This is a genomic window from Amycolatopsis sp. MtRt-6 (assembly GCF_017308975.1).
GTDB lineage: Bacteria > Actinomycetota > Actinomycetes > Mycobacteriales > Pseudonocardiaceae > Amycolatopsis.
Genome location: NZ_JADWPD010000015.1, coordinates 168,892 through 184,045, shown reverse-complemented (window position 1 = coordinate 184,045; position 15,154 = coordinate 168,892). Strand labels below are relative to the sequence as shown.

Genomic DNA, 15,154 nt, shown 5'->3' with positions numbered 1-15,154 from the left:
CATCACTCGTCGCCGAAAGCCAGTTGCACGAGGTCGTCGACACCCAGGTCGGCGATCGACCGCTCCTCGTCCTCGGCCGCGACGGACGCCGGCACCTGCCGCAGCCCGTTCCCGCTGTGCCCGTTTCCGTTGTGCCCGTTGCTTTCCGGGACCAGCCGCGCGCCCAGGTAGCGGGCCACCGCCAAGGGATTCGGATAGTCGAAGACGAGCGTGGCGGGCAGCTTGAGCCCGGTCGCCTCGCGCAGCCGGTTGCGCAGTTCCACCGACGTCAGCGAGTCGAACCCGGTGTCCTTGAACGCCGTGTCCGGACGCACCGCCTCCGGCCCGTCGTAGCCGAGCACCACCGCGACCTGGCCGCGCACCAGGTCGGCCAGCAGTTCCTCCCGGTCGGCCGGGGCGAGCCCGGCCAGCCGCCCGGCCAGTCCCTTGTCCACAGTGGACACCGAGCGCGCCTGCGCCCGGCTCGGCCGGACCAGGCCGCGGAACAGCACGCCGACCGGGCCCGGGCGCATCGCCGCCAGGTCGAGCTTGATCGGCACGAGCAGGGACTCGTCGGTCCGCAGCGCGAGGTCGAACAGCTCCAGGCCCTCGGCCCGGGTCAGTTCGAGCACGCCGTTGCGGCTCGCCCGGGCGTGGTCGATCTCGCTCAGGTGGGCGGCCATGCCGCTGCTGCGTTCCCACAGGCCCCAGGCCAGCGAGAGGCCCGGGAGGCCCGCCGCCCGGCGGTGCGCCATCGCCGCGTCCAGGAAGGCGTTCGCCGCCGCGTACGGTCCCTGGCCGCCACCGCCCATGACCCCGGCGACGGACGAGAACACGACGAACGCGCCGAGGTCCCGATCGCGGGTCAGCCCGTCGAGGTGCCGGACGGCATCGACCTTCGCGGCGTAAACATTCGCCAGCTGCTCCGGGGTCAGCGCGTCGATCACGCCGTCCTCGAAGACGCCGGCCGTGTGCACCACCCCGGTCAGGTCGGGCAGGTCCGCCACCAGCGCGGCCACCTGGTCGCGGTCGGCGACGTCACAGGCCACGAAGGACACGTCCGCGCCGGTCAGTTCCGCGACCAGTTCGGCGGCGCCCTCGGCGTCCGGACCCCGGCGGCTGGCCAGCACCAGCTTCCGCACGCCGTGCCGCGTCACCAGGTGCCGGGCGACCAGCGTGCCCAGCGACCCGCCGCCGGAGACCAGCACCGTCCCGTCCGGGCCGAACACCGCGGGCGCGTCCGCCAGGCGGGTCGCGCGGGCCAGGCGGGGCACGAAGAACGCCGTGCCGCGCACCGCGAGCTGCGGTTCGCCGGTGGCCAGGACGGCGCCCAGCGGAACTTCGCCGTCGGTGTCCAGCAGGACGATCCGGTCCGGGTGTTCCGCCTGCGCGGACCGGACCAGGCCCCACACCGCCGCCGCGGCCGGGTCGGTCAGCGTGTCGTCGCCCCCGGCGGGCACCGCGCCCCGGGTCGTCACCACCAGCCGGGAATCCTCGAACGCCGACGCGGCCAGCCACGCCTGCACGATTTCGAGAGCCCGGGAGCTGACGGCCAGGGCCGTGTCTCCCCCGGCTTCCCAGACCACCACCGGTGGCGCGTCCGCCTTCTCCGCCAGGGCCACGACGTCGTCGGCGGTGTCCACCTGCCGCCACGCCGGCATCTCCGCACGAGGCACGGCGGGCAGCTCGGTCCAGTCGACGCGGAACATCGCGTCGTGGCCCGTGCCACCCGCGGCGCCCAGCTGCTCGGCCGAAACCGGCCGGGACACCAGCGACTCCATCGTCAGCACCAGGCCGCCGGTTTCGTCGGCGGCTTCGACGGACAGCGCGTCCGGGCCGCCCGGCGAAAGCCGGACCCGCAGCGCCGAAGCACCCGCGGCGTGCAGGACCAGGCCGTTCCAGGCGAACGCGAGCACCGGCTCGCCGGGCTCTTCCCCGCCGACGGCCGTCGCGGCCTGCAAAGCCGCGTCGAGCAGCGCCGGGTGGACGCCGAAGCGGCCCGCGTCCGTGCGCAGGTCCTCGGGCAGGGCGACCTCGGCGAAGACGTCACCGTCCCGCCGCCAGACCGCCCGCAGCCCCTGGAACGCCGGCCCGTACCCGTAACCACGCTCGGCGAGGTCGGCGTAGAAGGTCTCGACGTCGATCCGCTCGGCGTCCGCGGGCGGCCAGGCCCGGAAGTCGAAGCCGGTGTCTTCGGCGGGAGCCGACGACAGGGCGCCGGTGGCGTGCCGCGTCCAGCTTCCGCCGTCGCGCCGGGAGTAGATGTCCACCGTGCGCGAGCCGGTCTCGTCCGGGCCGCTCAGCGTGACCTGCACGCGGACCGCGCCCTGGGCGGGCACGACCAGCGGGGCCTCGATGACCAGCTCGTCGAGCGCGGTGCACCCCGCTTCGTCGCCGGCCCGGACGGCCAGCTCGGCCAGCCCGGAACCGGGGAGGATCACCACGCCGCCGACCGCGTGGTCGGCCAGCCACGGGTGCGTCCGCACCGACAGCCGCGAGGTGAAGACCAGGCCGTCGGACCGCGGCAGCTCGACGACCGCGCCCAGCAGCGGGTGATCGGCGGCCGCCTGGCCCAGCGAGGCCGCGTCGGTCGCGGACTCGGCGGGCCGGAGCCAGTAGTGCCGGTGGTCGAAGGCGTACTTCGGCAGGTCGACCCGGTCCGTCCGCGGCAGGACCGCGGTCCAGTCGAGCGGGACACCCCGCACGAACAGCTCGGCCATCGACGTCAGCAGGCGGCGCAGGCCACCGTCGTCGCGCCGGAGCGAACCGGTCACCACGGCGTCGTCGCTGATTTCGCTGAGCGGCTGGACCAGCACCGGGTGGGCGCTGACCTCGACGAACACGCCGTGGCCCTGGCGAACGAGTTCCGCCACCGCCGGGCCGAAGCCAACGCGGTTGCGCAGGTTCCGGTACCAGTAGCCGCCGTCGACGACCCCGGCTTCGGTGATCCAGTCGCCGGTGAGCGTGGAGAAGAACGGCACCTTCGGGGCCTGCGCCTCGATCCCGGCGAGGGTTTCGGCGAGGAGGTCCTCGATGGCTTCGACCTGGTTGGTGTGGGAGCCGTAGTCCACGGCCACCCGCCGGACGCGGACGTCCTGACCGGACAGCGCTTCGACGACCTCGTCGAGAGTCTGGGCTTCCCCGGCGATCACCACCGACGTCGGGCTGTTGACCGCGGCCACCTGGACCCGGTCGGCCCACGGCGCCAGCCACGTGGTCGCGTCTTCTTCGCTCAACGCCACGGAAGCCATGCCGCCGCGGCCGGCCAGCCGGGTCGCGATCGCCTGGCTGCGCAACGCGACCACCTTCGCGGCGTCCTGCAGGGACAACGCGCCCGACACGCAGGCGGCCGCGATCTCGCCCTGGGAGTGGCCGACGACGGCGTCCGGCCGGAGCCCGGCCGACTGCCACACCGCGGCCAGGCCGACCATCACCGCGAAGCTCGCGGGCTGCACGACGTCGACGCGATCGAGCAGGTCGGACTCCCCGCGCAGCACGTCGAGCAGCGACCAGCCGACCCACGGTTCCAGCGCGGCCGCGCACTCGGCGACCCGCTCGCCGAACACCGGGGACTCTTCGAGGAGCTCCCGGCCCATGCCGGCCCACTGCGAGCCCTGGCCGGGGAACACCCACACGACCTTGCCCGGGGTCCCGGCCCGGCCGGCCACCACCGCGGCCGTGTCCTCGCCGCGGGCCAGCGCGGCCAGGCCCGTCACGGCTTCTTCGCGGGAGCCCGCGACGACGACCGCGCGTTCGGTCAGCGCGGCCCGGTTCGTCACCAGCGCCCGGGCGACGCCCGCCAGCGGCACGTCCCCCTCGACGAACCCGGCGAGCCGATCCGCCTGCCCGGCCAGGGAAGCCGTGCTCCGCGCGGACACCACCACCGGCACCACCGGCACCTCGGGCGTGGGCACCGGCTCTTCGGCGGGCGCCTCTTCGAGGATCAGGTGCGCGTTGGTGCCGCTGACGCCGAACGCGGACACCCCGGCCCGGCGCGGACGGCCGTTGCGCAGCCACTCACGCGCTTCCGTCAGCAGCTCGACGGCACCGGCGGACCAGTCGACCTCGGGGGTCGGCTTGTCGACGTGCAGCGTCGGCGGCAGGACCTCGTGGCGCAGCGCCTGCACCATCTTGATCACGCCCGCGACCCCCGCGGCCGCCTGCGCGTGACCGATGTTCGACTTCAGCGAGCCGAGCCACAACGGCGTATCACGGTCCTTGCCGTACGTGGCCAGCAGGGCCTGCGCCTCGATCGGGTCACCCAAGGTCGTGCCAGTGCCGTGCGCCTCGACGGCGTCCACATCGGACGGTGCCAGCCCGGCGCTCACCAGCGCCCGGCGGATCACCCGCTGCTGCGAAGGCCCGTTCGGGGCGGTCAGGCCGTTGGAGGCCCCGTCCTGGTTGACCGCGCTGCCGCGGAGCACGGCCAGGATCCGGTGGCCGCGTTCGCGGGCCACCGACAGCCGCTCCAGCACGATGACGCCGACGCCCTCGGCCCAGCCGGTGCCGTCGGCCGCGGCGGCGAACGCCTTGCAGCGCCCGTCCACGGCGAGGCCGCGCTGGCGGGAGAACTCCACGAACGCGCCGGGGTTCGCCATCACGGTCGCGCCGCCGGCCAGTGCCATCGAGCACTCGCCCTGCCGCAGCGACTGCGCGGCGAGGTGCATCGCGACCAGCGAGGACGAGCAGGCCGAGTCGATCGTCACGGCCGGGCCTTCGAAGCCGAACACGTACGAGACGCGGCCGGACGCCACGCTCGACGACCCGCCCGTGCCCGCGAAGCCCTCCAGCTCCGGGGTGACGACGCTGTCCCCCGGGGCGACATAACCCTGGCCGAACATGCCGGTGAACACGCCGACGTCGGTGCCCTTGAGCGAAAGCGGGTCGACCCCGGCGTCCTCCATGGCCTCCCAGGACGTCTCCAGCAGTAGCCGCTGCTGCGGGTCCATGGCGACGGCCTCGCGCGGCGAGATCCCGAAGAAGCCCGCGTCGAAGAGCCCCGCTTCGTGCAGGAATCCGCCGTGCCGGGTGTAGGTCTTGCCCGGGACCGCCGGGTCCGGGTCGTACAGGCTGTCCATGTCCCAGCCGCGGTCGGTGGGGAAGCCCGAGACGGCGTCCCGGCCCTCGGCGACCAGCCGCCAGAGGTCCTCGGGGCCGGCGACCCCGCCCGGCAGGCGGCAGGCCATCCCGACGATGGCGATCGGCTCGCCGAGGTCGGCCTTCGCGGCCGTCGTGGTCACCGGTGTCTCCGCCGCGCCGCCGAGTTCCTCGCGCAGGAACTTGGCCAGGGCCTGGGGGTTCGGGTAGTCGAAGACCAGTGTCGCGGGCAGCTTCAGCCCGGTGGCGGTCCGCATCCGGTTGCGCAGCTCGACCGCGGTCAGCGAGTCGAAGCCGGCGTCCTTGAACGCGGTGTCCACGCGGACGGCACTCGCGTCGGCGTGCCCCAGCACGGTCGCGACCTGGGCCCGGACGAGGTCCAGGAGCAGGGTGAGCTGGTCGGCCGGGGCGAGCCCGGCGAGCCGCCCGGCCAGTCCGCCGTCCACAGTGGACGCGGTGCGGGCCTGCCGCCGGCCCGGGCGGACCAGGCCACGCAGCATGTGCGGCACGGCCCCGCCCGCGCGGAGGTCCAGCTTCGCGGGCACCAGCAGCGACTCGCTCGAGCCGAGGGCGGCGTCGAACAGGTCCATGCCTTCGGCCTGCGTCATGATCTGCAGGCCACCGCGCCGGCTCATCCGGGCGCGGGTGGCCTCGTCGGTGTTGGCGGCCATGCCGGTGCTCTGGTCCCAGAGGCCCCACGCCAGCGACAGACCCGGCAGGCCCGCGGCCCGGCGGTTCGCCATCAGCCCGTCGAGGAAGGCGTTCGCCGCGGCGTAACTGCCACTGCCCGCGCCCATGAACACGGCCGAGACCGAGGAGTAGACGACGAAGGCGTCGAGGTCCCGGTCCCGGGTCAGTTCGTCCAAGTGGCGGACCGCGTCGACCTTCGGCGCGAACACCCGGGCCAGCCGCTCGCGGTCGAGCGTCCCGATCACGCCCGCGTCGAGGACACCGGCGGTGTGCACCACGGCGGTCGGCTGGTGCTCGTCGAGCAGCGCGGCCACCTGAGCGCGGTCGGAGACGTCGCACGCCACCACCGACACTTCCGCGTCCAACTCGGCGACCAGGTCGGCCACGCCCTCGGCGTCCCGGCCGCGCCGGGACGCCAGCACCAGCTTCCGCACGCCGTGGCGTTCGACCAGGCGGCGGGCCACCAGGCCGCCGAGCGCACCGGCGCCCGAGATCAGGACCGTCCCGTCCGGGCGGAACCCGGCCTCCCCGCTCTGCTCCGCGCGGGCGAGGCGGGGCACGAAGTACTTCCCGCCGCGCACCGCGATCTCCGGCTCGTCACTCGCCAGGTCCGGGACCTCGCCGTCGGTGTCGACCAGGAAGATGCGGTCCGGGTTCTCCGCCTGCGCGGCCCGGACCAGACCCCACACCGCGGCCCCGGCCGGGTCGCTCACCTCACGGACGGCGCCCCGGGTCACCACGACCAGCCGGGCGTCGTCCGCCGCGTCGGCGAGGAACCTCTGCACGGCTTCCAGCACCCGGGCGGTCAGCTCCAGAGGCTCCTCGCCGACGGCTTCGAGCACCTCGACCTGCTCCGCCGGTGCCGCACTGTCCGCAATGGACACTTCGGTCCAGTCGACCCGGTACAGCGAGCCGGCGCGGGTCTTCCCGGCCGAGAGTTCCCGGCCTGCCACCGGACCCGCGGTGAGGACCAGGCCACCCGTTTCGTCGGCCGCTTCGAGGGAGACGCCGGGCACCAGCCGCACCCGCAGCGCCGAGGCACCCGCGGCGTGCAGGACCAGGCCGTGCCACTGCGCCGGCTGCTCGTCGTCCGCGAGGACCGGACGCACGGCCGCGTCCAGCAGCACGGGGTGGATGCCGAACGCGCCGGCGTCCAGCTCCTCGGGCAGCGCGACTTCGGCGAAGATCTCGGTGTTCTCGCCACTGCCACGCCGCCAGATGCCGTCGACCTGCTGCGCGCCGGCCGGCGGCCACACGGTGAAGTCGAACGGCTCGTGCGCCGGAGCCGTGGCGGACAGGCGCCCGGTGGCGTTCCGGGTCCAGTCCTCGTCGCCTTCGCGCTGCGAATACACCTCGACCGTGCGCTCGCCGCTCACGGTGACCTGCACCCGCAGGCCACCGCTTTCCGGCAGCACCAGCGGCGCCTCGACGGTCAGCTCGTCGAGGACCGGGCAGCCGGCTTCGTCACCGGCCCGCACGGCCAGCTCCACGAGGGCGGTGGCCGGGACGCCGTCGGCCAGCCACGGGTGCGACCGCACCGACAGGCGCGAGGTGAAGACCAGGCCGTCGGACTGCGGCAGCGGCAGCACCGCCCCCAGCAGCGGGTGGCCGGCCCCGGCCAGGCCGAGCGCGGGCGCGTCGGCCGCGGCGGGCGGGCTGAGCCAGAAGTGCTGGTGGTCGAAGGCGTACGTCGGCAGGTCGGCCCGCGCGGGCGGGGCCATGGTCGCCAGGTCGACCGGGACACCGCGGACGAACAGCTCGGCCATCGACGTCAGCAGCCGCCGCAGCCCGCCGTCCTGACGCCGAAGCGTCCCGGTGACCACGGCGTCGTCGCCGATCTCGCTGATCGGCTGTACCAGCACCGGGTGGGCACTGACCTCGACGAACACACCGTGGCCCTGCTCGATCAGCGCGGCCACGGCCGGGCCGAACCCGACCTGGTTGCGCAGGTTCCGGTACCAGTACCCACCGTCGACGACCCCGGCTTCGGTGATCCACTCACCCGTGACCGTCGAGAGGAACGGCACCACCGGCGCCTGCGCCTCGATCCCGGCCAAGGTCTCGGCGAGGGTGCCCTCGATGTCTTCCACATGCCGGGTGTGGGACGCGTAGTCCACGGCCACCCGCCGGCCGCCGAGGGCTTCGACGGCCTCGGCGAGCGCTTCGGCGTCGCCCGCGATGACGACCGAGGCCGGGCCGTTGACGGCGGCGATCTCGACGCGGCCGTCCCACGGCGCGAGCCGGGCGGCCACCTCGTCGTGGCTCAGCTGGACCGACGCCATGCCGCCGCGGCCCGACAGTTCCGCCGCGATCGCCTGGCTGCGCAGGGCCACGACCTTGGCCGCGTCCGCAAGGGACAGTGCGCCGGACACGCAGGCCGCGGCGATCTCGCCCTGGGAGTGGCCGAGGACGGCGTCCGGCACGACGCCGACCGAGGCCCAGACGGCGGCGAGCCCGACCATCACCGCGAAACACGCGGGCTGCAACACGTCCACCCGGTCCAGGTCACCCTCGCCCCGCAGGACGTCCAGCAGCGACCAGTCGATCCACGGCTCCAGCGCGGCCGCGCATTCGGTGATCCGCTCGGCGAACACCGGCGACGCTTCCAGCAGGTCCCGACCCATCCCGGCCCACTGCGTCCCCTGGCCCGGGAACACCCAGACGGTCTTGCCCGGCATTCCCGCGGTGCCGCTGACCAACCCGGGCGCGCTTTCGCCACGGGCCAGCGCGGTCAGCCCCGCACGGGCTTCCTCCGCCGAACCGGCCACGACGACGGCCCGGTCGGTCAGCGTCGCGCGGGTCGACAGCAGGGCACCGGCCACGCGGGTCAGCGGGACGTCACCGTCGAGGAACGCGGCCAGCCGGCCGGCCTGGCCGGCCAGGGAACCCGTGCTGCGCGCGGAAACCACCACGGGCACCACGCCGTCGGGCACGTCCGCCTCGGGAGTGTCGTCGGCGGGCGCCTCTTCGAGGATGAGGTGCGCGTTGGTGCCGCTGATGCCGAACGACGAGACGCCGGCCCGGCGCGGGTGGCCGTTGCGCACCCACTCGCGGCCCTCGGTCAGCAGCTCGACCGCGCCCGCGGACCAGTCCACCTGCTTGGTGGGCTCCTGGACGTGCAGCGTCGGCGGCAGGGCGTCGTGCCGCAGCGCCTGGACCATCTTGATGACGGCGGCCACGCCCGCGGCGGCCTGCGTGTGGCCGACGTTCGACTTCAGCGAGCCGAGCCACAACGGCGTCTCACGGTTCTTGCCGTAGGTGGCCAGCAGGGCTTGGGCCTCGATCGGGTCGCCGAGCGCGGTGCCGGTGCCGTGCGCCTCGACGACGTCCACTTCGGACGGTTGCAGGCCGGCCCCGGCCAGCGCGGCGCGGATCACCCGCTGCTGGGACGGCCCGTTCGGGGCGGTCAGGCCGTTGGACGCGCCGTCCTGATTGACCGCGCTGCCGCGGAGCACGGCGAGGACCTGGTGGCCGCGTTCGCGGGCCACCGAAAGCCGTTCGAGGACGACGATGCCGACGCCCTCGGACAGGACGGTGCCGTCCGCGCCGTCGGCGAACGCCTTGACCCGGCCGTCCTCGGCCATGCCGCGCTGCCGCGACATGCCGATGACGCCGATCGGCGAGCCCATCACGGCGACACCGCCGGCGAGCGCCATCGAGCACTCTCCCGCCCGCAGTGCCTGCGCCGCGAGGTGGATCGCGACCAGCGACGACGAGCACGCCGTGTCCACCGTGACGGCGGGGCCCTCGAAGCCGAAGGTGTAGGAGACGCGGCCCGAGGCCACGCTGCCGGCGGTGGCCGTGGTGACGAAGCCTTCGAGTTCCGCGGGCATGTTGCCCAGGGACTCGAGGTAGTCGTGGATGGAGACGCCGGAGAACACGCCGACGGCGTCACCGCGGGCCTTCGTCGGGTCGATGCCCGCGCGCTCCAGGGCTTCCCAGGACGCTTCGAGCAGCAGCCGCTGCTGCGGGTCCATGGCCAGGGCCTCGCGCGGCGAGATGCCGAAGAAGCCCGGGTCGAACAGCGCGGCCTCGTGCAGGAAACCGCCCTGGCGGATGTACGCCGTGCCCGGACGCTCGGGGTCGGAGTCGAACAGGCCCGCCAGGTCCCAGCCGCGGTCCTCGGGGAAGGCCGACATGCCGTCGCGCCCTTCGGCGACCATCCGCCACAGGTCGTCGGGGCTCATGACGCCACCGGGCAGCCGGCAGGCCATGCCGACGATGGCGATCGGCTCCCCCGCGTCCGCTTCGGCCGTCACCGGCGTGGCGGGCGCGCCCGCCACCGTCTCGCCGAGTTCCTCGCGCAGGTGCCGGGCGAGCGCGACCGGCGTCGGGTAGTCGAAGACGAGCGTGGCGGGCAGCTTGACACCGGTGGCCGCGCTGAGCCGGTTCCGCAGCTCGACCGCGGTCAGCGAGTCGAAGCCGAGGTCGCTGAACCCGCGGGTGCCCTGGGCCAGCTCGGGGGCGTTGAAGCCGAGCACCGCGGCCGCCTCGGCCTGGACGATGCCCAGCAGGACGCCTTCCTGCTCCTCGGCGGGCCGCCCGGCGAGCTTCTGGACCAGGCCGCCACCGCCGCTCGCCGCCGCTGTCCGCGTCACCCGGCGGCTCGCGCGGACCAGGCCGCGCAGCAGGTGCGGGACGTCTCCGCCGCCGCGCAGGGTCTTCAGGTCGAGCTTGATCGGCACGAGCAGCGCCTGCTCGGCGGCCAGGCCGATGTCGAAGCTGTCGAGGGCCTCGGCGGGCGTCATGGCCAGCACGCCGCCGCGGCTCATCCGGGCCTGGTCGGTGGCGCTGAGGTGGGCGGTGAGGCCGTCGGCCTGCTCCCACAGACCCCACGCCAGGGACACGCCCGGCAGGCCCGCGGCCCGGCGTCCGGCCATCAGGCCGTCGAGGAAGGCGTTCGCCGCCGCGTAGTTGCCCTGCCCGGCCGAGCCCATGAGCGCGGCCGCGGAGGAGAACACGACGAAGGCGTCGAGGTCGCTGTCGCGAGTCAGCGCGTCGAGGTGCTGGACGGCGTCGACCTTGGGGGCGAACACCCCGGCCAGCCGCTCCCGGTTCAGCGCCCCGATGACGCCGTCGTCGAGCAGACCGGCCAGGTGCACGATGCCGGTCGGGCGGTGCTCGGCCAGCAGCGCGGCGACCTGGTCGCGGTCGGAGACGTCGCAGGCGACCACGGACACGCTCGCGCCCTGCTCGGTCAGCTCCGCGAGGAGGTCGTCCGCGGCCACCCCTCGACGACTCGCGAGCACCAGCCGCCGGACGCCGTGCCGCGCAACGAGGTGCTTGGCGACGAGCCCGCCCAGCGAGCCGGTGCCGCCGGTGAGCAGCACCGTCCCGTCCGGACGGAACACCGCCGGGGTTTCGGGTGCCTCGCCGGTGGCACGGGACAGCCTCGGGACGGAGAAAGCACCACCGCGCACGGCGATCTGCGGCTCGCCACTGCCCAGCACCGCACCCAGCGGCAGCTCGCCGTCGGTGTCGGCGAGGACGATCCGGCCCGGGTTCTCCGCCTGGGCGGCCCGGACCAGGCCCCACACGGCGGCCCCGGCGGGGTCGGTCACCTCGCGGACGGCGCCGCGGGTCACCACGACCAGCCGCGCGTCGTCGGCCGCGCGTTCGAGCCACGCCTGCACGGCTTCCAGCACCCGGCTGGTCAGGTCCAAGGGCTGCCCGCCGGCGGCTTCGAGCACCTCGACGTGGTCCGTGGCCACGCTTTCGGCCGCGGGCAGGTCGATCCAGTCGACCTGGAACAGCGAGTCGCGTTCTTCGCCCGCCGCCGTCTCCAGCTGCGCGGCCGAGACCTCGCGGGAGACCAGCGAATCCATGGTGACGACCAGGCCACCGGTCTCGTCGGCGGCCTGGAACGTCAGCGCGTCCGGCCTGCCCGGCGCGACCCGCACCCGCAGTGCCGAGGCACCGACGGCGTGCAGGACCAGGCCGTTCCACGCGAACGGCAGCACGTTGCGGTCGTCGCCGGGGTTGGCGAAGGCGTTCGTGTGCAGGGCGGCGTCGAGCAACGCGGGGTGGAGGCCGAACTTGCCGGCATCCTCCTGGTGGTCGTCGGGCAGCGCGACCTCGGCGAAGACCTCGTCACCGCGGCGCCAGACCGCCCGCATGCCCTGGAACGCGCCGCTGTAGGCGTAGCCGCGTTCGGTGAGGTCGGCGTAGAAGTTCTCGACGTCGATCGGCTCGGCCCCGGCGGGCGGCCAGGCGGCGAAGTCGAAGCGGTCCGGTTCCCGGGACGCCGACTCGCCCAGCAGGCCGGTCGCGTGCCGGATCCATTCGTCACCGTCTTCCCGCATCGAGAACACGTCCACCGCGCGCGAGCCGGTTTCGTTCGGCCCGCTCACCGCGACCTGCACGCGGACCCCGCCGCGCTCGCCCAGCACCAGCGGTGCCTCGATGACCAGCTCTTCGAGGACGCCGAAGCCGAGTTCGTCCCCGGCACGCAGCGCGAGGTCGACGTAGACCGTGCCCGGGATCAGCACGACCCCGCCGATCGCGTGGCCGGCCAGCCACGGGTGCGTCTTCAGCGACAGCCGGGAGGTGAAGACGAGACCGTCGGACTGCGGCAGCGGGACGACCGCGCCGAGCAGCGGGTGGTCGGCCCCGGCCAGGCCGAGCGACACGGCGTCGGTCGCCGTCCCGCCCAGCCGCAGCCAGTAGTGCTGGTGGTCGAAGGCGTAGGTCGGCAGGTCGACGCGGCGGGACGGCGGCAGCACGCCGGACCAGTCGACGGTCACGCCGCGCACGAACAGCTCGGCCGCCGAGGCCAGCAGGCGCCGGAGGCCGCCGTCCTCGCGCCGGAGCGTCCCGGTGACGACGGCTTCGGCGCCGTCGACCAGCTCGTTGATCGGCTGGACCAGCACGGGGTGCGCGCTGACCTCGACGAACACCCGGTGCCCCTGCTCGATCAGCGCGGCCACGGCCGGGCCGAACCGGACCTGGCGACGCAGGTTGCGGTACCAGTAGCCGCCGTCGAGCACGCCGGCGTCTTCGACCCAGCCGCCGGTGACGGTCGAGTAGAACGGCACGGCCGGGGCCTGCGCGCGGATCCCGCCGAGCATCTCGGCCAGTGCGTCGCGGGCGGCTTCGACGTGCTTGGTGTGGGAGGCGTAGTCCACCGCCACGCGCCGGATCCGGACGCCCTGGTCGTCGAGCGCGTCGAGGGCCTCATCGAGGGCTTCGGCGTCCCCGGCGATCACCACGGACGTGGGTCCGTTGACGGCCGCGACCTCGACGCGTCCGGCCCACGGCTCGATCCGCGAGGCCGCGTCTTCTTCGCTCAACGCGACCGAGGCCATGCCGCCCCGGCCGGCCAGCGAGGCCGCGATGGCCTGGCTGCGCAGGGCCACCACCTTCGCGGCGTCGTCCAGCGAGAGGGCGCCCGACACGCACGCGGCCGCGATCTCGCCCTGCGAGTGCCCCACGACGGCCTCGGGCTCGACGCCGAGCGAAGCCCACACCGCGGCGAGCCCGACCATCACGGCGAAGCTCGCCGGCTGCACGACGTCGACGCGGTCCAGATCGGCGTCACCACGCAGGACGTCGGTCAGCGACCAGTCGACCCAACGCGCGAGCGCCGTCTCGCACTCGGCGATCCGCGCGGCGAACACCGGCGAGGAGTCCAGCAGCTCGCGGCCCATCCCGGCCCACTGCGTGCCCTGACCGGGGAAGACCCAGACGACCTTGCCCGGCGCACCCGAACCGCGGCCGGTGAGCAGGCCGGGCGCGCTCTCGCCCTGGGCCAGCGCCCGCAGCCCGGCCACGGCTTCTTCAGGGGAACCGGCCACGACGACCGCGCGCTCGTTGAGCATCGCGCGGCCGGACACCAGCGTCCCGGCCATGTCCGCCAGGGAGACGTCGCCGACCTCCGCCAGGCGCCCGGCCTGGGTGGCCAGCGAAGCCGCGGTCGCCGCCGACACGACCAGCGGCACGACACCGGCGGACGCCGGCTCGTCGGCGACCGCCTCTTCTTCGGGCGCCTCTTCCAGGATCATGTGCGCGTTGGTGCCGCTGGCGCCGAACGCGGAGATCGCGCCGCGGCGCGGGTGGTCGCCCCGCGGCCAGTCCCGGCCCTCGGTCAGCAGCTCGATCGAGCCCGCCGACCAGTCCACCTGGGGTGTGGGCGCGTCGACGTGCCGGGTCGCCGGGAGCTTTCCGTGCCGCAGCGACTGGACCATCTTGATCACGCCGGCCACGCCGGACGCCGCCTGCGTGTGCCCGACGACGGACTTGACCGAACCGAGCCACAGCGGCCGTTCGCGGCCCTGGCCGTAGGTGGCCAGCAGGGCCTGGACCTCGATCGGGTCGCCGAGGACCGTGCCGGTGCCGTGTCCCTCCACGGTGTCCACATCGGACGGTGACAGCCCGGCACTGGCGAGGGCCTTGCGGATGACCCGCTGCTGCGCGGGGCCGTTCGGCGCGGTCAGGCCGTTGGACGCGCCGTCCTGGTTGACCGCGCTGCCGCGGATGACGGCGAGGACCTGGTGCCCGCGTTCGCGTGCCACCGACAGCCGCTCCAGCAGCAGGACGCCGACGCCCTCGGCCCAGCCGGAGCCGTCGGCGGCCGCGGCGTAGGACTTGCAGCGTCCGTCGAAGGCCAGCGCCCGCTGCCGCGCGAAGCCGACGAACCCGCCCGGCGTCGCCATCACGGTCGAGCCACCGGCCAGGGCCATCGAGCACTCACCCCGGCGAAGGGCCTGTGCGGCCAGGTGAATCGCCACCAGCGACGACGAGCACATGGTGTCGACGGTGACGGCGGGGCCTTCGAGGCCGAGCGTGTAGGCGACCCGGCCGGACGCGACGCCGCCCGCGGTGCCCAGCGCGCGCTCCAGGCTCATGAAGCCCTCGAACCCGCTGAGGTCGGGGGCGTAGTCCTGGTGCACGACCCCGGCGTAGACGCCGATGTCGCTGCCGCGCACCGAATGCGGGTCGATGCCCGCGCGTTCCAAGGTCTCCCAGGAGACCTCCAGGAGCTGCCGCTGCTGCGGATCCATGGCCAGGGCCTCGCGCGGCGAGATGCCGAAGAAGCCGGCGTCGAACTGGGCCGCGTCGTGCAGGAACGCGCCCTCCCGCACGTACGTCGTCCCGGGGTTGTCGGGGTCCGGGTGGTAGAGGCCTTCGACGTCCCAGCCGCGGTCTTCGGGGAAGCCGGTGTAGACGTCGGCGCCTTCGGACACCACGCGCCAGAAGTCCTCCGGGCCGCGGATCCCGCCGGCGTAGCGGCAGGCCATGGAGACGATCGCGACGGGCTCCGCGGCGGCCGCGGCGAGGGCGGCGTTCTCCTGCTGGAGGCGGACGTTCTCCTTCAGCGAGGCGCGCAGTGCGTCAACGATCTGCTCGTTCGGCGCGGACATGTTCTTCCTCCACGATTCGTTCGCCATCG

General features: G+C 74.4%; 1 protein-coding gene. It reads right to left on the bottom strand.

Features of this window, described 5'->3' with window-relative positions; translation table 11 throughout:
- Positions 1-2: 2 nt before the first annotated feature.
- Positions 3-15,152 carry an SDR family NAD(P)-dependent oxidoreductase gene (locus I4Q55_RS25310; RefSeq protein WP_374194488.1) on the bottom strand — a complete coding sequence of 5,050 codons (15,150 nt, stop codon included), beginning with the start codon at positions 15,150-15,152 and terminating at the stop codon, positions 3-5.
- Positions 15,153-15,154: the final 2 nt, after the last annotated feature.

Excerpts from the sequence above, each read along its gene's own strand:
- I4Q55_RS25310 (WP_374194488.1), bottom strand. The coding sequence starts at position 15,152 with ATGGCGAACGAATCGTGGAGGAAGAACATGTCCGCGCCGAACGAGCAG.